Genomic DNA, 20,080 nt, shown 5'->3' on the forward strand with positions numbered 1-20,080 from the left:
GTTTATACTCCTTAATTACGGATTCACTCCCAAAGTAGGTTGTATTACTTGATCTGGGAATCAAGTAGTTATGCCTGTCTATTTAAAAAAAGCATTGCGTAGCTTTATCTCGTTATTAACTTAAAACACACACAAATGGAATATCAATCTTTAGAGGTTATTGCTAACCTCAAAAAACAAATCAGTGAAGACAAGATCTTTGCTCAAGCACTTGTTCTATCGCTCAAGGCCGCAAAAGAGAATGCTGCGGATGGTAAACTCAATGCAGACCTTTATGATGCATTGAATAAGCTGTATGACAACAACGCTTGGCCGACAACATCAGAGGATTATTTAAGGTACCTCAAGACGTTTGCAGAAGTGATTCCCTCAGAGAACCAAGTGCCTGGCTACACAGCCTGGAATAATAATGATCAACAAAACGGTTACAGCCAGCAGGTATATGATAGACTCTGCCAGTTTTATTGGTTGGTCGATCAAGGCCCCGAAGTAGGTGGTGCTAAAGTTACTTTACAAGACTATAAGAGTAAAATTAATGATTTCAGTTTTGCTGAATGGTTAGATCAGTACGCCAATGCCTGGGGAAGCTTCCTGGACACTCCTGCTTCTATGACTCCAGAAACTCTTAAGTCTTTTGAAGATGATGTGATGTACAACCTTCCGGATTATTCAGACGACAAACCCAATTGGACTACGTTCAATAAGTTTTTCTTCAGACAACTGAATTCAATTGAACCTAATCTGCAGCCTATGCGTCCGGTAGCGGCACCTAATGATAATACCATTGTCTGCTCGCCAGCTGACTGCACGTTTAAGGCAATTTATAACATTGACGATCAGGGCAATGTGGTTGAGCCGTTGTCCAATGCGGAAGGTATTACTTTGAAGCATACACATACCATTGGTACTGTACAGCAATTGTTGAATAACAGTCCATTGGCTGAGCGTTTTTACGGAGGTACGTTTGTCCACTACTTCTTGAATCCATTTGATTACCACCGTTTTCATGTGCCTGTGGCTGGTAAAGTGGTAGATTCTCAAAAAGTGCATGGCAATGTTTTCTTGAATGTAGAGATTACCGACAACCAGTTTGATGCTCCTGACGGTGCCGGAGATGGTTATGAGTTTACCCAAGCCAGAGGGGTAATTATCGTAGATACTTCGGGTAGTGATGCTGGTGATGTAGGCTTAGTTGCTACTATTCCAATTGGAATGGCACAGGTGTCTTCAGTGCACATGGAATTGCAAAATGGTGCTGTAGTGCACAAAGGCGATGAGTTTGGCTATTTTGCTTTCGGTGGGTCCGACATCATTATGGTGTTCGAGCGTCCACAAGAAGCCTTAAGGTTTGTGAAGTATTGGGACAACCGACAGGTGAATGCTACAGACGCTCAAAAGCAGGTTGCTCCGTTCCACTTTAAATATGGACAGCCCTCAGTGATTTTTAAATAGGCAGGGATATACTAGAACTTGAGAGGTGACTTAAGTAGTCACTTCTCAAGTTCTCTTTTTTTAACTGAGGGAAGCCAGTTTCTCTTCCAATACTTTAATCTTAGATTCAGCATCGGCCTGCTTCTTCTTCTCATTGGCAACTACTTGTTCAGGAGCTCCATTGACGAACTTCTCATTGCTGAGTTTTTTCATTACGCTGTTCAGAAACCCTCTGGTATATTCCAGTTCTTTGGTTATTTCGGCTTTTTCGGCTTCAACATCAATTGAGCCTTCCGGTAGGGGTAGGTAAAACTCGTCTGACTTTATGACAAAACTCAGAGAGTTGTCTACCTTTTCTTCGGTAAATCGGAGTTCGCCAATATTACCAAGTTTAGTGATTACCCCGGCAAAGCGCTGGTAGGCTTCTTGCTCTTTGGCCCGTATGTACAGGTCGAGAGTTTCTTTGGGAGAAATGCCTTTGCTGCTGCGTGCGTTTCTGATTTGCGAAATCAGTTCAAATGCAGTTTCAGCATTTTTGGTGAGTTGGGCATCGGTGCCCCCCATTACTGGCCATGCAGAAACAATGATGTCTTGCTCTTCACCTCTTTCTCTCAATTCACTCCATATTTCTTCAGAAATAAATGGCATGAAAGGATGCAGAATTTTCATGATTTTTTCGAAGAAGTTGAGCGTTACCTCGTAGGTAGCCGGGTCGATTGGTTGCCCGTAAGCGGGTTTAATCATTTCGAGGTACCAAGAGCAGAAGTCGTTCCAGATGAGCTTGTAGGTGGCCATAAGGGCATCGGAGATTCTAAACTTGCTGAAATGGTCTTCAATTTCGGCCAATGTTTCATTGAATCTTGAGTCGAACCACTGTATGGCTATGGTATTTTCTCCCGGAGTAGCATTGCCTTTTACCTCCCAGCCTTTTACTAAACGGAAAGCATTCCAGATTTTATTGGCGAAGTTTCTGCCTTGCTCAACAAGTTTTTCATCGTATAGCAAGTCGTTTCCGGCTGGGGAAGAGAACAGCATACCCGTGCGAACGGCATCAGCTCCATAGTCGCGAATCAGGTCGAGCGGATCAGGAGAGTTGCCTAGTGACTTAGACATTTTTCTGCGCTGCTTGTCTCTTACAATACCGGTTAGGTATACATGTTTGAAGGGCTTGTCGTCCATGTATTCATAGCCGGCAATAATCATTCTGGCCACCCAGAAAAACAGAATCTCTGGTGCTGTAACCAATACAGAGGTAGGATAGAAGTAATCCAGATCAGCGTTTTTTCCTTTGATGATTTTGCCCGTTTCTTTGTCGAAGCAGTCGTCATTAAAACCATCGAAAACAGCCATTGGAAATAGCCATGAAGACGCCCAGGTATCGAGTACATCCTCGTCTTGACGCAGGTCTGAGGCAGTCAGGTCATTAGTTCCCGATTTCTTTCTGGCCAATTCTACAGCTTCCTCCAGGCTTTCTGCTACCACAAAATCGTCATCGCCCTCGCCATAGAAGTATGCAGGAATTCTTTGTCCCCACCAGAGCTGGCGCGAAATACACCAGTCTTTTACATTTTCCATCCAATGGTTGTAGGTGTTTTTAAACTTAGATGGGAGTAGTTCAATTTCATCGTCCATTACCACCTTGTGAGCAGTTTTGGAAATTTCCTTCATGTTAATGAACCACTGCAAAGAGAGCTTAGGCTCAATCACCGTATTTGTGCGTTCTGAACGACCTATTTTGGTGGTAAATTCCTCAAAGCCCATAAGGTAACCGGCTTCTTCCAGGTCTTTGATGATCTGTTTGCGAACGGCAAATCGATCCATGCCTACGTAAGCCGGTACTTCACACTTCTCATTCAGGGTGCCATCAAGGTTGATAGTATCTATCACCTCCAGGTTATGGCGCAGACCTATTTCGTAGTCGTTAGGGTCGTGAGCCGGAGTTACCTTGAGGCATCCGGTACCAAAATCCATTTCTACGTAATCATCGCCAATAATGGGGATTTCTCTACCAATAAACGGCACTAGAGCTTTTTTGCCGATTAGGTGCTTAAAGCGTTCGTCTTTAGGGTTTACGGCAATACCCGTATCACCCAAAATAGTTTCAGGGCGTTGGGTGGCAATGATCACCTTCTCATCAGAGTCCTTAATGCTGTATTGAACCTTATAAAGTTTAGAAACTTCTTCTTTGTCCGCATAAATCACCTCTTCGTTGGAAACTGTGGTTTGGGCTTCAACATCCCAGTTCACCATTCTCCATCCACGGTAGATGTAGCCTTTTTTGTACAGGTCTACGAAAACCCGAATAACTGCCTTATAATAGGCATCATCCATGGTAAAAGCAGTTCGTTCCCAATCGCAGGAAGCGCCCAGTTTTTTTAGCTGCTCAAGGATAATTCCTCCATACTTTTCTTTCCATTCCCAGGAGTATTTCATGAATTCATCGCGGGTGAGATCAGATTTCTTGATTCCTTTTTCGCGAAGCATTCTTACCACTTTGGCTTCGGTAGCAATCGAAGCGTGGTCGGTACCCGGTACCCAAAGGGCTTCTTTGCCTTCCATTCGGGCCTTGCGGATGAGTACATCCTGAATGGTGTTGTTGAGCATGTGGCCCATGTGCAATACACCCGTCACGTTTGGAGGCGGAATGACTATGGTAAACGGCTCTTTTTTCGGATTGACCCGGGCTTTGAAATAGCCTTTATCCATCCAATGTTTGTACCATTTGTCTTCTACCTTTTGCGGTTCGTATTTGCTTGAAAGTGACATAAAAGTGTACTGCTTAAAATGAAGGTGCAAAAATAGGGGGAAAAGCTGGAAGCTGGAAGCTGGAGGCTGGAAGATTCGTTCGTTTTGGTTCATAGTTAATAGTTCACATAGTTCATGGCTCATGGTGAACTTTGGTGACTATGAACTATGAATCATCAGTTATGAACTGATTCTGATTCTCCAATTCGTAGGGTAGTAGTTATTCACCCGTTGCTGAATACGGTTGGCCCAGCCTAGTCCCAGGCCTTGGAAAGTAATCAGGTTCCAGCCGTTGTTCATGGCTTCAAAGTTGAAATTCTCTTTGCGAAGGTAATTCAGGGCATCTTCCAGGTTCAGCTCAAAGGTTGAAAGTTGATTGTGATCCAATGCTGTTGAAAATGCCAGTCCTTCGTTAGGGATTAGTTTTTTGCCTTTCAATCGGCCAATGTCTATGCCTTCTGAAATAATGTAGAGGTTGGAGTTGAGGTCATGAATTACCTCTTTCCATTGATTGGGAAGGGCAATGAACAGGTCGTTGTGTTTGATGAAGTCGAATTGTTCAGGCTCCTTCAGCCACTGGCTGACAGTTCCAATTTCCTGTTTCGAAGCAAAATTCATCGGCTTCTTCTGCTTTCGGAGCTTCTTTTCAAAGCCATCGTTTTTTCTTACCGCAGCAATGAAGAAACCCTCACCTTTTACTTTGTGCGGATAGGCATGAAAACCTTTAATGCCCCTAGTTTCGGTTTCGGCAAAGCCCCAGTCATCGTTTAGGTTAATGGAAATACCTTCGGCATCTAGTTGCTTACTTAACCACTCTAGATTTTCTTCATTTTCCAGCGAATTATAGGTGCAGGTGGAGTAAATGAGTACACCGCCTGGTTTCAATGCCGGCCAAATATCGGCCAGAATTCGCTGCTGGCGGGTCGCGCAAAGTTTTACGGCTTCAGGACTCCATTCATTCATGGCTTCGGGTTCTCTGCGGAACAGCCCTTCGCCAGAACAGGGTGCATCTACCACAATTACATCGAATTGCACATTCAGCCTGTCGAAATGAGAAGGGTCATTATTGGTGATCACCACGTTAGGAAAGCCCCATTTGGTGAGATTTTCAGCTAGAATATTTGCCCGGGTTTTGATCACCTCGTTGGACACCAGCAGGCTGCCATCACTCAACAAACTTTGAATATGGGTGCTCTTTCCACCAGGCGCAGCACATAGATCGAGAACCAAAAGATTCTCTTTCAAATTAACCGCTTGTTTCAATATTTCCTCCAAAACCATAGAGCTGGCTTCCTGCACATAATAAGCTCCGGCATGAAAGGCAGGGTCTAAAGTGAATGAAGGGCGTTCCGGTAGATAAATCCCATCTTCTGCCCATGGAATTCTGTCACCTTCCAATTGGCCCGCATACTCCTTTAATGGATTAAGGCGGATGCTTGTGGGAGAATCAGTATTTAAAGACTGAAAGAATGCTTCAGCTTCGTTGGGTAGGAGTTGCCGGATTCGGGATTGGAATTCTGAAGGTATCATTAAAGCTGGATAAGAGTTTAGAGGAGGTTCCTCAGAAAATTAGAACCTTTCAATTTCCGAGTCGATCAATTCAAGGGTTTTGGCAATTACATTTCTCAGATAGTCCGATTGAAGGTTGGTGATTCTATGGAAGGTGATAGAGGTAGCAACCATTCCCTCCAGTTCAACATCCCTCAATACCTTGTCGTAATTTATTTTGGAATGGCTTTCGCCAATATTTTGCTTGTAGTTGGCACTTTTGTCTAAGGCCTCCAAAGGTGTGTATCCATTTTTCCAGAGCTCATTTTGTAGGTTTCTGCCTAAACCCAGTGCATTGAGCTTAGGGCTAAGTTGTGAACTCCTGAACTTTTGATACTCTAGTTCCAGCTCTTGAACCTGATAGACATCAGAAGACCATCTGGAAAGTTGCTGTATAATTTCGGCATTGGTTAGCATGCGCAGGTTTTCAGTTCCAACGATGTCATTTTCAATGGGGTCGAATGTGGGATCTCTGACCAGCTTCCAGAGCGCTTGGTAGAAACCGGTTTCATCAAACGTCTGTTTGTTGTCGAAATATGACAGAATTTGAGATGCTGCTTCCAGTCCTTCATTTCTCATCAAGATTTTCTCTTCGAGCTGAGACTGGTTGAGCTTGAATTCACCTTTTAACTGCTGAAGAATCTCAAGTTCTTTGTCTTTCCTTTTGAGCCCTTCATTGTAGTTATTAATGCTTAGGGCAATTAGAATACCTAAAACCACCAGAACAATTTCGCCAATAGCATAAACAAGATATCCCCTAAGTTTCGAATCTTTAAGGTTTTTGCGTCTAATAGAGCGTAAGAAAGCAAGCATTTGGGTTCATGTTAATGGGCCGATACTCTATAAGCAGTAGAGTGCAGATTCTCTGAAAGTACGAAAGAACTTTGAACATGCCCAAGATTGGCTATAGTAGAGAGTTTGGTAAGTATAAAAGACTCATACACATCCATGCTTTTGACTACCACTTTGAGCAAAAAGTCGAAATTTCCCGCAATGTGATAACACTCCATAACTTCCGGATATTGACTGACCTCGTTTACAAATTTTTCCAGGTAAGAACGTGAGTGCTTGGTAAGGCTAATTGAAATAAAGGCAATTAGTCGTAGCCCCAATTTTTTGTTGTCTACCAGAGCAACATATCGTTTTATGAGGCCTTCCCTTTCCAGTCGCTTAACCCGTTCAAATACAGGTGTTGTCGAAAGGTTGAGTTGATCGGCCAGGGCTTTGGTGGTAATTCGTGCATCCGTTTGGAGGGTTTCTAAAATTTTGATGTCTACTGCGTCAAGTTTAAGCATAGAATTTTATTCTGGAATACACGCGAATTTAGAAAATCATAATTGACTTTTTCTTTTAATCAGTCTTTTTGAAGAATAATTTTCCAAAGATTTAAATCTGATTGGTTGATTGGTATTAACAGATTAACTTCTGCATAGATTTGTGCGGATTATGTTTTCGTCATTCCCGTGAAAACAGGAGGCTCGTCAATTAATGAGGATTTTCACCTAAGCGGAGATGACGTGGAGAAGAAACCTATGGAAGATTTATTAAAAAGATTTGAGGAGAAAAGACCGGAGATCGTTTTTGAATGGCAAGACCCGGAAACTGAGGCCGAAGGTTGGGTGGTTATAAACTCACTGCGAGGCGGAGCTGCCGGTGGAGGCACCCGGATGAGGAAGGGGTTGAACAAGCGTGAAGTTGAGTCGCTGGCCAAAACCATGGAGGTGAAGTTTACCGTTTCAGGTCCTCCGATAGGTGGAGCTAAATCAGGGATCAATTTCGATCCTAACGATCCGCGAAAAGAAGGAGTGTTGCGCAGGTGGTTTAGTGCTGTTAGTCCATTGCTTAAGTTTTACTATGGCACCGGTGGAGATCTTAATGTGGATGAAGTACATGAAGTAATAGCCATGACAGAGGAGGCCGGAATATGGCACCCTCAGGAAGGCGTGTTTAATGGGCACTTCAAGCCCAACGAGGCCTCAAAGATTAACCGAATAGGCCAACTGAGAAATGGTGTGGTTAAGGTAATCGAGAACCCATTCTTTTCGCCCGATGTGACTCGCAAGTACAAAATTGCCGATATGATTACTGGCTATGGAGTGGCCGAAGCCGTGCATCATTACTACAACATTTGGGGTGGAGACTATAAGCAGAAAAGAGCAGTAATTCAAGGTTGGGGCAATGTAGGAGCCGCGGCTGGCTTTTATCTGGCTCAAATGGGAGTTTCTGTAGTAGGAATTATCGACAGGGAAGGAGGAGTGCTTAAGCAAGAAGGCTTCTCTTTCGAAGAAATCAGAAAGCTTTTTCTTAATAGAAAAGGAAATCAATTGGTTGCCAAAGACATGATCCCGTATCAGCAGATAAACGAGCAAATCTGGGATCTGGATTTTGAAATCTTTGTTCCCGCTGCGGCCTCAAGGCTGATTACTCGCGAACAGGTAAATCGTATGATCAATACCAAGCTCGAGGTTGTTTCGTGTGGTGCCAATGTTCCATTCAACGACCCTGAAATATTCTTTGGTGAAACCGGCTTGTATGCCGATAACAACCTCTCTGTAATTCCTGATTTTATTGCCAACTGTGGAATGGCGCGCGTTTTTGCGTATCTTATGGAGAGAGGAGTAGCACTTACCGATGAAGCGATTTTTAGTGATACTTCGCAGGTAATCGAAAAGGCGCTTCAGAATGTCTATGGTATTTCTGATAAGAAAACAGGAATATCAAAAAGAGCTTTAGAGCATTCGTTGAAGCAGCTTGTTTAATCCCTTTCACCCTCTATATCTTCCCTTGGAGGGGAGAAATTGGTAGGGAGTAATAATACAGAACGTCATCCTGTCCCGAGACTTCGGGATCAGGATCCTGATCAACAGATTCCGAAATAACCCGATAAGTATCGGGATGGAACGATGGTTAAAGAACAATAAAAGGTAAACTATGCCATTTTATCATCACCTTGGAAAAATACCGCATAAGCGGCACACCACTTTCAAAAAACCGGAAGGAGGTTATTACTACGAGCAGTTATTCGGCACCATTGGTTTCGATGGTATGTCTTCCTTGCTCTATCATGTACACCGCCCTACTCAGGTAAAAGAAGTCGTCAAGTCATATGATGTTTCGCCCAAGGTTGCGGTAGAGAAAAATATGCTGGCACTGGGCATAAAAGGTTTTTCTGTAGAACCAAAAGCCGACTATCTGGAAAGTAGGACACCGGTGTTGGTCAACAATGATTGCCATATTGTACTGGCTGCTCCGCAGAAGTCTTTGCGAGACTATTTCTATAAAAATGCCGACTGCGATGAGTTGATTTTCATTCATGAAGGTAAAGGAACCCTAAGAACCTTACTCGGTAACCTCAGCTTTAGTTATGGAGACTACCTGATGGTTCCTAGAGGAATGATTTATCAGATAGACTTTGAAACTGAGCAAAACAGGCTCTTTATAGTCGAGTCACACAGGCCTATTTATACACCCAAGCGCTACAGAAACTGGTTTGGTCAGCTATTGGAGCATGCCCCTTATTGTGAGCGCGACCTGAGAAGACCAACCGACCTGGAAACGCATGATGAAAAAGGAGATTTCATCATTAAGGTGAAGAAGCAGGGAATGATTCATGAATATGTGTATGCCACGCATCCATTCGATGTGGTCGGCTGGGATGGCTACAACTATCCGTATGCCTTCTCTATTCATGACTTCGAACCGATTACAGGACGAGTACATCAGCCACCACCGGTACATCAGACTTTTGAAACCGATGCTTTTGTGGTTTGCTCATTTGTGCCCAGGCTTTATGACTACCACCCTGAAGCAGTACCAGCCCCTTATAACCACAGTAACATTGATTCGGATGAGGTGTTGTACTACGTGGATGGTGATTTTATGAGCCGAAACAATATTGAGCGAGGAATGATTACGCTTCATCCGGCCGGTATACCGCATGGCCCGCATCCGGGAGCTATGGAGCGCAGTTTGGGTAAAAAGTCAACGGAAGAATTGGCGGTAATGGTAGATACCTTCAAACCACTAATGGTCACTGAAGAAGCAATGAAGATTCTGACAAAGGACTATCATAAGTCGTGGTTGGAATAGTTCAAGTTTTGGGGTTTAAAGTTCAATGGAGGTAATCGCTACATATAAACATTTTGATCAATCGTTTTGCGATAAGCTTGAATATGCTTTAACTAAAGCATTGCGTAAAATCAATGATCCTGATTTAAAGGATTTTTGGTGTGATGGTGTCTTACCTGATCAGATTAGCATTCAAAAGTTGTTAATCGAAAAGGTTATTGAAACCACAGCATGGATTGGACAAGACGGACAAACAAAGTTCGACATGACCATTTTTTTAGGTGTCCTAGCTCTGGAAAGAATAACAAGAAATGAATGTTTGGAAGATTGTATTCCTTTAAATCTTGAGGATGTGTTAAACATATCTGCTGACGAGAAATGGGTGGAGATGCATTTGGATTGAGCATTGGAGACACCAAGACTGGCGAATAGTAGTAATGGGCTTTGCAGCCACCGATGGTGTCCTCACCATCGGAATAAAGAAGGAAAGTAAACAGTAAATAAAAGAATATGGCAACAGATAACGTAACCTATTCAGGAGAAAAAATATTCAAGGAAGCTCAAGACTTCCTGCCTATTAACGGAACGGATTATGTAGAGCTATATGTGGGCAACGCCAAGCAGTCGGCTCACTTCTACAAAACAGCTTTTGGTTTTCAGTCGGTAGCTTATGCCGGTCTGGAAACAGGGTTGAAAGACCGGGTTTCATATGTGCTACAGCAAGATAAGATACGCCTGGTACTTACTTCGCCTCTCAAACAGGATGGGCCAATAAACGAACACATTAACAAACATGGTGACGGAGTCAAGGTAATAGCCCTTTGGGTAGACGATGCCACCAAAGCCTGGCAAGAAACTACAAGCCGTGGAGCCGAGTCATTCATGGAGCCTATAAAGGAAGAAGATGAACACGGTTATGTAGTGAAAAGTGGTATTCATACCTACGGAGAAACGGTTCATATTTTTGTAGAAAGAAAGAACTATCATGGGGCCTTTATGCCCGGCTTTAAAGAGTGGAAGTCTGATTACAATCCTACGGAAGTTGGCTTGAAATATATTGACCACATGGTGGGTAATGTAGGTTGGGGAGAAATGAACAAATGGTGTGAATTCTATGCCAAAGTGATGGGTTTCACTCAGTTGGTTTCATTCGATGACAAAGACATCTCTACCGAGTATACCGCACTGATGAGCAAGGTAATGAGCAATGGAACAGGTAGAATCAAATTTCCAATCAACGAGCCGGCCGAAGGCAGGAAGAAGTCGCAAATTGAAGAGTACATAGACTTTTACAATGGTGCAGGAGTACAGCACATAGCAGTGGCTACCAACAACATTATTGAGACGGTGGCTCAGTTAAGAGCCAGAGGGGTAGAGTTTCTTCGTGTTCCTGAGGTTTACTATGACGATGTGCTGGACCGGGTAGGCGAAATTGATGAAGACCTGGAGCCACTGAAAAACCTGAACATCTTGATCGATAGAGATGATGAAGGGTACTTGTTGCAGATATTCACCAAGCCGGTACTTGACAGGCCCACCATGTTCTTCGAGATTATTCAGAGAAAAGGAGCACAGTCTTTCGGTAAGGGGAACTTTAAAGCCCTTTTCGAGGCCATTGAAAGAGAGCAGGAATTAAGACAGACACTTTAATAAACTTAAATAGAACGTCATTCCAGTGAAGACGGGAATCTCCCAAGTGAGTTGGAGATCCCCATCTATGCGGGCATGACGGTAGGAGAGAAACTATGATCAAAGCAAACGATCCAAAGCTAAAATCATGGGTAGAAATACCTTCCGATTCAGACTTTTCAATACAAAATATACCATTTGGTGTATTTAAAACAGATAGTCTTGGCCCCAGAGCTGCCACGGCTATTGGCAACAAAGTACTTGACCTTTCTGTATTGCAACGAGAGGGCTATTTCGATGGTCTAAACCTTCCTGAGGAGGTTTTTTCCAATCATGTACTCAACGATTTTATTGGTTTAGGAAAGGAAACCACCAGAGCGGTAAGAAATAGAATATCCGATTTGTTGGAAGCAGGTAATGAGGAACTCAGGTCTGATGCGAAGGTATGTGGCCTGGCTTTCTTTGAGCAATCTGAGGTTGAAATGTGCATGCCGGTGCACGTGCCCAACTACACCGATTTTTATTCATCGGAACAACATGCCTATAATGTGGGCTGCATGTTTCGCGATCCGGCCAACGCATTGATGCCCAATTGGAAACACCTTCCGGTGGGTTACCACGGCAGAGCTTCATCCATTGTGGTAAGTGGAACACCCTTTCATCGACCTAAAGGACAGACTAAGGCCGATGACGCACAAATGCCCTCCTTTAACCCTTGTCGATTGTTAGACTTCGAACTGGAAATGGCCTTTATTACGGGAAAAGAAAACGGTTTGGGTAATCCGGTTTCTACCCGTGAGGCCGAAGAATACATTTTTGGTTTCGTTATTTTCAACGACTGGTCGGCTAGAGACATGCAAAAGTGGGAGTATGTGCCGCTAGGGCCATTTTTGGCAAAGAACTTCGCTTCACACATTTCACCATGGATCGTCACCATGGATGCGCTGGAGCCTTTTAGAGTGCCTGGGCCCAAGCAAGAGCCTAAAGTCTTACCTTATCTTGAGTATGAGGGAAATTACCACTTCGACCTGAATTTACAGGTGGCTATTCAACCCGAAGGACAAGATGAGACGGTGGTAACCAACTCCAATTTCAAATACATGTATTGGAACTGCCTGCAGCAGTTGGCCCATCATACCGTAAACGGCTGTAATATGCAGGTAGGCGACATGTACGCATCAGGTACCATTTCGGGGCCAACTCCTGAAGAGTATGGTTCTATGCTGGAACTGGCCTGGAGAGGCACTAAATCTATTGCCCTGAAAGGCGGAGGGGAACGCAAGTTTATTCAAGATCATGATACTGTGATTATGCGCGGACATGCGGAAAGAAATGGTGTGCGTGTTGGTTTTGGAGAAGTAAGAGCCAAAGTATTGCCCGCCAAATAAGAAGCCTGCTTTGGGTGATATGGCACGGTGAACAGTGGTTCAAGGCTCTTTCATTTTATGTAAATGTCATCTGACCGATAAATACCTACGGCAGAGATGAGTTTGCTGCGTATGGGCATTGAAACATATGAGAAATGAACAAGTTGAACGCCAGAAATATACTAAACTGGGCTCTGAGGCTTATTCCGGCAATTATTATGCTTCAGACACTGTATTTTAAGTTTACCGGAGCCGAAGAGTCGGTTTATATTTTCACCCGCATTGGTATGGAGCCCTGGGGTCGGTATGTAGTGGGTACTACAGAGCTGTTGGCCGGAATTTTATTGCTCACCCGCTGGTATGGTTTGGGTGCCATAGTGGGGTTGGGTACTATTACCGGAGCTATCTTTTTTCACCTGACCGTTTTGGGCATAGAGGTGCAGGGCGATGGAGGCTACCTATTTATTCTGGCCCTTACCGTTTTTATGGCCTGCACCCTGTTGATATTGCTCCACTTTAAAGAAATTAAGAATCAATTACTTTCTGCGATTAAAAAATGATACTCGATCCAAAGTTACTTTCTGTTCCGGATTTACACGCCTTCTTACTGGGCACCATTGGGCCGCGTCCTATTGCCTGGGCAAGTACCATTGATAAGGAAGGAAGGGTGAACTTAGCCCCATATAGCTTTTTCAATGTTTTTGGCACTAAGCCGCCCACATTGATTTTTTCGCCCGCCATACCCAGAGGAGGGCAGCGTAAAGACACACTACTGAATGTACTGGAAACAGAAGAGGTGGTCATTAACATTGTAAGCCATGCCGTTGTTGAGCAGATGTCTCTCAGTAGTACGGCATATCCAAAAGGAACCAATGAGTTTGTGAAAGCAGGGGTGACCCAGGTGAAGTCTGAAAAGGTAAAGCCGCCCAGAGTTGGAGAGGCTATTGCTTCTTATGAGTGCAAGGTAAAACAAGTGGTGCATCTTGGAGATGAGCCGGGGGCAGGTAATTTAATAATCTGCGAAATTCTGTTGGGTCATGTAAAAGACGAGGTGCTGGGTGAAGACGGAAAGCCCGACCCTCGAAAGACCGATCTTGTGGCAAGAATGGGGGGAGACTGGTATTGCCGAGCCAACGGTACGGCTCTGTTCGAAATCCCTAAACCCAACAGAAATCTGGGCATTGGGATAGACCAGATCCCTGATGCAATCCGCAATAGTTCGGTGCTTACCGGCAACAATTTGGGGAGATTAGGAAATGTTGAAAAATTGCCTGATAATGAAGCCGTAGAAGCGTTTTCTTCAATGCATGAAATAGTTCAAATTCGAGAGCGTTTTTCAAACAATGAAGAAGGTTTTGTAAATGCTTTACATAACTTAGCTCAGAATTATTTAGAAAATAATCAGTTGGAGGAGGCGTGGTTAACACTCCTTCAGTCACCTAAAAATGCTTAAAATGAAAAAACTCGTAATGATCTGCTTGCTGATGGCTTTAGGATTTAGTGCATCGGCTCAATTCTCTCTTGGTCCGAGAGTTACTTTGGTTAATTCAAAACTCACGCTCAAAGATGCGGTGGCAAATGTGGAGGAAGGCGATGCTGAATTTGGCTATCAGTTTGGAATATTTATGCGTGCTAAAGTACCGGTTATTGGCTTGTATGTTCAGCCAGAAATACTTTTTAGCAAGGCGGAGTCTGTACTGAGCGTAAATAATCAGGATGTAAGTTTTGAGTTTAACAAAATTGATGTGCCTATAATGATTGGCGGTAAGGTGGGCCCCTTGCGAATTAATGCAGGTCCTTCGTTGAGCTTTTTGACAGACGCCTCGCGTTCCGATGTAGCCGGAGACATAAAAGACAACTATAAAGATACAAGTGTGGGCTATCAGGCTGGTATTGGTTTGGACCTTCTCAAATTTGTGTTCGATGTAAAATATGAAGGTAGCCTCAGCCAGTTTGGAGAAACCATCCGTGTAGGCAATACCACAGTAAATACAGATCAGCGAACCTCACAGTGGGTGTTTGCCGTTGGGTTTAAGCTTTTCTAAGCCATCCCCAACCCGGAATTCAGCAAACCCTCCATAGCTGTAGCTATGGAGGGTTTGCTTTGTTAAGGTTACTATAAATATCGTTTATGAAGTTTATAATGGCGTTTTAGATCTGTGGCTTTTCGGGTAGCCTTTTTCCTTTTGAAGATTCTACCGTAATTGCGATAAAATTTGTGACTATGAAGAAGTTTACTTTGATTTTCGCCTTAGCATTTATTTCTCATTTGGTACTGGCTCAAAATGGAGCCTTTGGCCCCAGGTTCAGTTTGCTATCTACAGAACTTTCACTTTCTGAAAATGTGAACAATGCCCAGTCTGGCGATGCAGAGTTTGGCTATCAGTTTGGGGTTTTTGCGCGTATTGGTATTCGCAAGTCGGTTATGCTAATGCCGGAAATTCTATTCTCCGATACCCAGGCAACTATTTCTAATAATAATCAGCGGGCCGATCTTGACTTTAACCAAATTAATGTGCCATTCAATTTTGGTGTAAAACTGCTTTTCCTAAGACTTCAGGCAGGGCCTTCGTTCAATTTCATTACTAAAGCAGAGAGCAACCTGAATGGAACCATTCAAGACATTAGCGACAACTACCGTAAAGCAACGGTTGGTTATCAGGTGGGAGTAGGCATGGACTTGCTCAACCTTTTTGCACTTGACTTAAAGTATGATGGTGCTTTGCAAGATATTAATAAGCAAAGTGTACTAGGCTTCGAGTCAGATCAACGCCAAAAGATGTTGGTGTTTTCCGTAGGCCTAAAACTAGTGAGTGGTAAGAAATAAATCCTATAAAAGAACCCAAAAAGAAAGGAAGCCTATATGGCTTCCTTTCTTTTTTTATTGGCCTTTTTGGTGGCTTCTACGTTCTTCTCAATTCTGTGACCCGGTCGGCTCCATTTTACTTTTTCGCCCTCCGGAGGAGTAGTTTCCTCAACAGGTAGCGGTTGCGGCTTGGCTCCTTTTGCATAGGGTTTCATTGGGTTAATGCCCAGAATTTTAAAGAGCTCCATGTCTTCGTTTACATCTGGGTTTGGAGTGGTAAGTAGTTTGTCTCCGGCAAAGATAGACCCTGCTCCGGCAAAGAAACAGAAAGCCTGGCCCTCTTTACTCATTTCCGTTCTTCCGGCCGAAAGCCTCACGGTGGTAGAAGGTAGAACAATTCGTGTGGTAGCTACCATGCGGATCATATCCCAAATAGGCACAACTTCCTGCTCCTCCAGTGGGGTGCCTTCTACGGAAACCAAGGCATTAATTGGTACCGACTCCGGGTGAGGGCTCAGCGATGAAAGAGCCACCAGCATGCCTGCACGGTCTTCAATGGACTCGCCCATGCCTATAATTCCGCCACTGCATACCGTAACATTCGTTTTTCTAACATTTTTAAGGGTTTCCAGTCGGTCTTCCCACCCTCGTGTAGAAATAATCTCTTTGTAATACTCTTCAGAAGAGTCCAGGTTATGATTATAGGCATATAGACCGGCTTCGGCCAATCGTTGTGCCTGATTTTCTGTGAGCATGCCCAGGGTGCAGCATACCTCCATGTCAAGGGAGTTAATGGTGCGCACCATATCCAAAACCTGATCAAACTCAGGGCCGTCTTCCACGTTTCTCCACGCAGCTCCCATGCATACCCGAGAAGAACCTGAGGCTTTAGCTCGTAGTGCCTGGGCTTTCACCTGTTCTACCGACATCAGGTCGTTGGTTTCAATATCGGTATGGTATCGGGCAGCCTGAGGGCAATAAGCACAGTCTTCGGGGCATCCTCCGGTTTTAATGGATAGCAGGGTACTAACCTGTACCTCGTTTGGGTTGTGATATTTTCTGTGGATAGTGGCAGCTTCATAGACCAGGTCGAGCAGTGGTCTGTTATAGATGTCAAGAATTTCCTCTTTCGTCCAGTCGTGTCTTAGTTCACTCATGTATTCTTGCTTAAGAGTTGGCAAAATAGTTAGGGGCAACCTCAACTCCAATAACAAACCCTATATTTGCAGCCATGTCGGGAATTTACCTCTTGTTAGGATCAAATATTGGGAGAAGGGCTAAGAACTTGGAAAGAGCCAGGGAAATGATTGTAAGCCACGGGATTACCATAAAAAAGGAGTCGGAGATTTATGAAACAGCGGCCTGGGGGAACGAAGATCAGGAAGATTTTCTTAATCAGGTAATTGAGGTAGAAACTTCTAAATCGCCCCAAAGACTACTCAAAATTTCTCAGCTAATAGAAAATGAAATGGGTAGAGTTCGTTATGAGAAGTGGGGTAAACGACTCATTGACATTGATTTGCTATACTTCAACGATTTGGTTTTTCAAGAGGCCGATCTTACGCTACCGCATCCGGGAATTGCCGATCGCAGATTCACTTTAATCCCTTTGGTAGAGATAGCCCCTGATTTTGTTCATCCTGAACTCCAAAAGACCCAACACGAACTACTAAACGATTGCCCTGATACTCTTGAAGTAAAGGCTTTTGCACCACAGCAGGGGTAATCTACAGGTTTTTTAGAAAGGGTTGTCACTCCAACACTGTTGAGTTATGGCAATGCTATGAGCAACGGGAGTAGAGGCTTGTTTCAGCCCCAAATTTAAGATACAGGTGCTATTGCTTTACTCTTTCTTCTGTAGGGTGAGGCCAATTCATTGCAACCTATCTACTCATGTACTCCTGTTGTCGATAACTTATGTTCAGTTATCGATTTTTAACTCATTGATTCTAAGTGAAATAGTAGATTGAAGCATAAAACGATACGACTATGGAACGAAGAGATCAGGAATTTTACAATGTGTTTAAAAAGTATAAGGCACTAAAAAAAATGAAAGACACCTCTCACCTGGCCATGCAAACGTACTTTGCCAAGCGTCTTGAGGCTCTTCAGCTATTTTTCGATAGACTCCATGGGGCACGACTCAGAGACAGGCTTTTTGAAGTGTATGATGAGCTCTGTCCGGACGATGAGATCAAGGATATTTTGGAGTACTTTTCGTTGAAAGAAGACGAGCGCGGGGTTCAGGTATCGGCATACGACTTCCCCGGAGTGCAAGCTACAGTGAGCATCAGGTTGTTTCCTATGCGCATAGAAATGAAAAGCCTTACGACCGACTACAAAGAAATTCTCTGGAGTGCAGCATAAGGCTTTCTGTGTCTAATACTGATGAAATGCGTCTGAAACGAACTTTAGCACAACCGGTAGAGATTCGCGCCAGTAGGTCCAAGTGTGTCCTCCATCGCGAACTCTATATTCATGCGGTATCTCTTTTTTCTTCATTGCAATGTGCACCAGGCTGTTGCCTTCATAAAGAAAGTCGTCATCACCACAGTCTATAAACCACCGCACCGAACTAATTTGTTTAGGATCCCCATCTTCTATTAAAGAAATGGCATTGTGTCTTTTGAAATAGGCCTCTATTTCTTCATCAGAGGCTTTGAGGTTCATGCGTTTTACCTGCTCTTTAAACTGTTCTAAAGATAATGGGCCCACATAGGCACTCAGGGGTGCTGCAGAAGAGAACAAGTCCGGGCGATGCATAGCATACATAAAAGTGCCTCCGCCTCCCATAGAAAGTCCGGAAATAGCCCTGTATCTTTTTTCTTTCTTTATTCTATAGTTGTTTTCTACATAAGGCATAAGTTCTTCAAAAAAGAAATCTTCATAACGCCAGTCGGTTTGAGGTACATTGAAGTAGCCCATTTGGCCGGTTTTTGCATCGGGCATTACAATAATCATTGGAGTGGCAGTTCCGTCTTTTATGGCCTGATCGGTAATTCGCAATACTTCGCCAAACTGCACCCAACCCGTCTGATCGTCTCCTGCTCCGTGAAGCAGATACAATACGGGGTAGCTTCTTTCAGAAGTTTCGTAGTCGGGAGGAAGGTATATGGCAAACTTTCGGTCCATTTTAAGTATTTCACTTTTCATGGATAGGTTGTCGAATACTTTGCCGGTTTGTGCCGAAAGGCATCCGGCAATGCAAAGGAGGATGATAATGAAGCGCGTTTTCATAAGTTTTAATTTTGATGGATTTACCTGAGGTCGTTGTAAGGGAGGGCCAAACTTCAAATGTGGCCTATTTTCCCAATAGAGTTTTTCTTACAAACAACACACAGGCTGATCAGGAATTTCCAGAAAAGGCAAGTCAATCACAATAGACATGTTATGAGCGGAAGGACAGAACGGGCCGATTTTTTTGTTAAGCCTTTGAGAAGTGAAAGGCAGAGGGAGGCTATTGGTTTACAAAAAAAGGTGACACAAAGATCGAAGAAAACATCATTCAAAATTTGCTGGTTGGCTGACAGCTCTTCAGAATGAAGCTAAAACGATTTTTGTGACACCCTCTCTGGTTTTTTTCTTAAGGTCAAACTAGATGCTATCTACCTCAGCCTCTCTGTGGATTTTTTTCACCAGACCTTGCAGCACTTTACCCGGCCCCGATTCAATAAAGTGGGTGGCTCCATCAGCCACCATTGCCTGAACAGATTGAGTCCAGCGCACTGGGGCAGTCAACTGAATTTTGAGATTTTCTTTGATCTCATCAATGTCTGTAGAAGCTTTGGCTGTAACGTTCTGATAAATTGGGCAAATTCCTTTATTAAATACGGTCGAATCGATGGCTTTTTCCAACTCCTCGCGAGCGGGTTCCATTAAGGGTGAGTGAAACGCGCCCCCCACAGGTAAGGGAAGGGCTCTTTTTGCCCCTGCTTCTTTGGCCGCTTCACAAGCTAGCTCTATACCTTTGTGGCTTCCGGAAATCACCAATTGGCCCGGACAGTTGTAGTTGGCAGCAACGACAACCTCGTCAATATCATTACATATTTTTTCTACTACGGCATCTTCAAGACCCAGAATGGCCGCCATGGTAGAAGGGTTTGTTTCACAGGCCTTCTGCATGGCCATGGCTCTTTGCGACACCAGCTTTAGGCCGTCTTCAAAAGAAAGTACTCCGCTGGCCACAAGTGCCGAAAACTCTCCCAGAGAGTGACCGGCTACCATATCGGGCTTAAATGAATCGGAGATTTTGGCCAATACAACGGAGTGTAAGAAAATGGCCGGTTGGGTTACCTTGGTTTGTTTCAGTTCTTCATCGGTACCGTTAAACATAATGTCGGTAATTCTGAAGCCTAGAATTTCGTTGGCCTTTTCCAATAGTCTCTTAGCTTCTTCAGAAGACTCGTATAAGTCTTTCGCCATTCCGGGGAATTGTGCTCCCTGACCTGGGAAAACATATGCTTTCATATACTGTGATTTAATTTGG

The 20,080-nt window shown here is 43.8% G+C and carries 19 protein-coding genes; 12 read left to right on the top strand and 7 right to left on the bottom strand.

Features of this window, described 5'->3' with window-relative positions:
- Positions 1 to 135: 135 nt before the first annotated feature.
- Positions 136 to 1,452, top strand: a complete 1,317-nt coding sequence (locus tag B3O12_RS08730) for a phosphatidylserine decarboxylase (RefSeq protein ID WP_286756012.1) — start codon at positions 136 to 138, stop codon at positions 1,450 to 1,452.
- Between the two features lie 60 nt (positions 1,453 to 1,512).
- Here B3O12_RS08730 and B3O12_RS08735 read toward each other — a convergent pair whose 3' ends face one another.
- The 4 genes from B3O12_RS08735 to B3O12_RS08750 all read right to left on the bottom strand — a co-directional run bounded on the left by B3O12_RS08735 (position 1,513) and on the right by B3O12_RS08750 (position 7,019).
- Positions 1,513 to 4,197 carry a valine--tRNA ligase gene (locus tag B3O12_RS08735; RefSeq protein WP_286756013.1) on the bottom strand — a complete coding sequence of 895 codons (2,685 nt, stop codon included), beginning with the start codon at positions 4,195 to 4,197 and terminating at the stop codon, positions 1,513 to 1,515.
- A 159-nt stretch (positions 4,198 to 4,356) separates the two neighbouring features.
- The gene (locus tag B3O12_RS08740; RefSeq protein WP_286756014.1) at positions 4,357 to 5,706 is read right to left on the bottom strand and encodes a methyltransferase RsmF C-terminal domain-like protein; all 1,350 of its coding nucleotides are present in this window, start codon (positions 5,704 to 5,706) and stop codon (positions 4,357 to 4,359) included.
- 39 nt (positions 5,707 to 5,745) lie between these two features.
- Positions 5,746 to 6,537: a DUF6090 family protein gene (locus B3O12_RS08745; RefSeq protein ID WP_286756015.1), complete on the bottom strand. Its 792-nt coding sequence runs from the start codon at positions 6,535 to 6,537 to the stop codon at positions 5,746 to 5,748.
- 11 nt (positions 6,538 to 6,548) lie between these two features.
- Positions 6,549 to 7,019 carry an Lrp/AsnC family transcriptional regulator gene (locus tag B3O12_RS08750; protein ID WP_189631676.1) on the bottom strand — a complete coding sequence of 157 codons (471 nt, stop codon included), beginning with the start codon at positions 7,017 to 7,019 and terminating at the stop codon, positions 6,549 to 6,551.
- 237 nt (positions 7,020 to 7,256) lie between these two features.
- Here B3O12_RS08750 and B3O12_RS08755 point away from each other — a divergent pair, with 237 nt between their 5' ends.
- The 9 genes from B3O12_RS08755 to B3O12_RS08795 all read left to right on the top strand — a co-directional run bounded on the left by B3O12_RS08755 (position 7,257) and on the right by B3O12_RS08795 (position 15,615).
- Positions 7,257 to 8,483, top strand: coding sequence for a Glu/Leu/Phe/Val dehydrogenase dimerization domain-containing protein (locus B3O12_RS08755; protein WP_286746916.1), 1,227 nt, complete (start codon positions 7,257 to 7,259; stop codon positions 8,481 to 8,483).
- A gap of 172 nt (positions 8,484 to 8,655) precedes the next feature.
- Positions 8,656 to 9,813, top strand: coding sequence for a homogentisate 1,2-dioxygenase (locus tag B3O12_RS08760; RefSeq protein WP_189631678.1), 1,158 nt, complete (start codon positions 8,656 to 8,658; stop codon positions 9,811 to 9,813).
- Between the two features lie 25 nt (positions 9,814 to 9,838).
- Positions 9,839 to 10,195, top strand: coding sequence for a hypothetical protein (locus tag B3O12_RS08765; RefSeq protein WP_189631679.1), 357 nt, complete (start codon positions 9,839 to 9,841; stop codon positions 10,193 to 10,195).
- 107 nt (positions 10,196 to 10,302) lie between these two features.
- Positions 10,303 to 11,442, top strand: coding sequence for a 4-hydroxyphenylpyruvate dioxygenase (gene hppD, locus B3O12_RS08770; protein WP_286756016.1), 1,140 nt, complete (start codon positions 10,303 to 10,305; stop codon positions 11,440 to 11,442).
- Positions 11,443 to 11,537: 95 nt separating this feature from the next.
- A complete protein-coding gene (fahA, locus tag B3O12_RS08775) occupies positions 11,538 to 12,809 on the top strand; it encodes a fumarylacetoacetase (RefSeq protein ID WP_286756017.1) in 1,272 nt (423 codons plus the stop codon).
- A 134-nt stretch (positions 12,810 to 12,943) separates the two neighbouring features.
- Positions 12,944 to 13,348, top strand: a complete 405-nt coding sequence (locus B3O12_RS08780; RefSeq protein WP_286756019.1) for a DoxX family protein — start codon at positions 12,944 to 12,946, stop codon at positions 13,346 to 13,348.
- Positions 13,345 to 14,241, top strand: a complete 897-nt coding sequence (locus B3O12_RS08785) for a flavin reductase family protein (RefSeq protein WP_189631683.1) — start codon at positions 13,345 to 13,347, stop codon at positions 14,239 to 14,241. Before B3O12_RS08780 ends, B3O12_RS08785 begins: the two co-directional genes overlap by 4 nt.
- Position 14,242: 1 nt before the next feature.
- Positions 14,243 to 14,833: an outer membrane beta-barrel protein gene (locus B3O12_RS08790; protein ID WP_189631684.1), complete on the top strand. Its 591-nt coding sequence runs from the start codon at positions 14,243 to 14,245 to the stop codon at positions 14,831 to 14,833.
- 179 nt (positions 14,834 to 15,012) lie between these two features.
- Positions 15,013 to 15,615: an outer membrane beta-barrel protein gene (locus tag B3O12_RS08795; RefSeq protein ID WP_286746905.1), complete on the top strand. Its 603-nt coding sequence runs from the start codon at positions 15,013 to 15,015 to the stop codon at positions 15,613 to 15,615.
- A 32-nt stretch (positions 15,616 to 15,647) separates the two neighbouring features.
- Here the strand turns inward: B3O12_RS08795 and bioB are convergent, their stop codons facing one another.
- Positions 15,648 to 16,751 (bottom strand): biotin synthase BioB, encoded by a 1,104-nt coding sequence (gene bioB, locus B3O12_RS08800; RefSeq protein WP_189631686.1) that lies wholly within the window; start codon positions 16,749 to 16,751, stop codon positions 15,648 to 15,650.
- A gap of 74 nt (positions 16,752 to 16,825) precedes the next feature.
- On the opposite strand from bioB, the gene folK reads away from it, so the two are divergent.
- Both folK and B3O12_RS08810 read left to right on the top strand, forming a co-directional pair.
- A complete protein-coding gene (folK, locus tag B3O12_RS08805) occupies positions 16,826 to 17,320 on the top strand; it encodes a 2-amino-4-hydroxy-6-hydroxymethyldihydropteridine diphosphokinase (RefSeq protein WP_189631687.1) in 495 nt (164 codons plus the stop codon).
- 263 nt (positions 17,321 to 17,583) lie between these two features.
- Complete coding sequence (locus B3O12_RS08810; protein WP_286756020.1) at positions 17,584 to 17,961, top strand: hypothetical protein; 378 nt, start codon at positions 17,584 to 17,586, stop codon at positions 17,959 to 17,961.
- 12 nt (positions 17,962 to 17,973) lie between these two features.
- Here B3O12_RS08810 and B3O12_RS08815 read toward each other — a convergent pair whose 3' ends face one another.
- Complete coding sequence (locus B3O12_RS08815; protein ID WP_229838770.1) at positions 17,974 to 18,831, bottom strand: alpha/beta hydrolase; 858 nt, start codon at positions 18,829 to 18,831, stop codon at positions 17,974 to 17,976.
- A gap of 357 nt (positions 18,832 to 19,188) precedes the next feature.
- Positions 19,189 to 20,061, bottom strand: a complete 873-nt coding sequence (gene fabD / locus B3O12_RS08820; protein ID WP_286746893.1) for an ACP S-malonyltransferase — start codon at positions 20,059 to 20,061, stop codon at positions 19,189 to 19,191.
- Positions 20,062 to 20,080 lie beyond the last annotated feature (19 nt).

Source organism: Roseivirga sp. UBA838, from assembly GCF_002296035.1.
Classification (GTDB): domain Bacteria; phylum Bacteroidota; class Bacteroidia; order Cytophagales; family Cyclobacteriaceae; genus Roseivirga; species Roseivirga thermotolerans.

Bases quoted from the DNA above. Each gene is read 5' to 3' on its own strand.
- B3O12_RS08730 (WP_286756012.1), top strand. From the start codon at position 136: ATGGAATATCAATCTTTAGAGGTTATTGCTAACCTCAAAAAACAAATC.
- B3O12_RS08735 (WP_286756013.1), bottom strand. From the start codon at position 4,197: ATGTCACTTTCAAGCAAATACGAACCGCAAAAGGTAGAAGACAAATGG.
- B3O12_RS08740 (WP_286756014.1), bottom strand. From the start codon at position 5,706: ATGATACCTTCAGAATTCCAATCCCGAATCCGGCAACTCCTACCCAAC.
- B3O12_RS08745 (WP_286756015.1), bottom strand. From the start codon at position 6,537: ATGCTTGCTTTCTTACGCTCTATTAGACGCAAAAACCTTAAAGATTCG.
- B3O12_RS08750 (WP_189631676.1), bottom strand. From the start codon at position 7,019: ATGCTTAAACTTGACGCAGTAGACATCAAAATTTTAGAAACCCTCCAA.
- B3O12_RS08755 (WP_286746916.1), top strand. From the start codon at position 7,257: ATGGAAGATTTATTAAAAAGATTTGAGGAGAAAAGACCGGAGATCGTT.
- B3O12_RS08760 (WP_189631678.1), top strand. From the start codon at position 8,656: ATGCCATTTTATCATCACCTTGGAAAAATACCGCATAAGCGGCACACC.
- B3O12_RS08765 (WP_189631679.1), top strand. From the start codon at position 9,839: ATGGAGGTAATCGCTACATATAAACATTTTGATCAATCGTTTTGCGAT.
- hppD (WP_286756016.1), top strand. From the start codon at position 10,303: ATGGCAACAGATAACGTAACCTATTCAGGAGAAAAAATATTCAAGGAA.
- fahA (WP_286756017.1), top strand. From the start codon at position 11,538: ATGATCAAAGCAAACGATCCAAAGCTAAAATCATGGGTAGAAATACCT.
- B3O12_RS08780 (WP_286756019.1), top strand. From the start codon at position 12,944: ATGAACAAGTTGAACGCCAGAAATATACTAAACTGGGCTCTGAGGCTT.
- B3O12_RS08785 (WP_189631683.1), top strand. From the start codon at position 13,345: ATGATACTCGATCCAAAGTTACTTTCTGTTCCGGATTTACACGCCTTC.
- B3O12_RS08790 (WP_189631684.1), top strand. From the start codon at position 14,243: ATGAAAAAACTCGTAATGATCTGCTTGCTGATGGCTTTAGGATTTAGT.
- B3O12_RS08795 (WP_286746905.1), top strand. From the start codon at position 15,013: ATGAAGAAGTTTACTTTGATTTTCGCCTTAGCATTTATTTCTCATTTG.
- bioB (WP_189631686.1), bottom strand. From the start codon at position 16,751: ATGAGTGAACTAAGACACGACTGGACGAAAGAGGAAATTCTTGACATC.
- folK (WP_189631687.1), top strand. From the start codon at position 16,826: ATGTCGGGAATTTACCTCTTGTTAGGATCAAATATTGGGAGAAGGGCT.
- B3O12_RS08810 (WP_286756020.1), top strand. From the start codon at position 17,584: ATGGAACGAAGAGATCAGGAATTTTACAATGTGTTTAAAAAGTATAAG.
- B3O12_RS08815 (WP_229838770.1), bottom strand. From the start codon at position 18,831: ATGAAAACGCGCTTCATTATCATCCTCCTTTGCATTGCCGGATGCCTT.
- fabD (WP_286746893.1), bottom strand. From the start codon at position 20,061: ATGAAAGCATATGTTTTCCCAGGTCAGGGAGCACAATTCCCCGGAATG.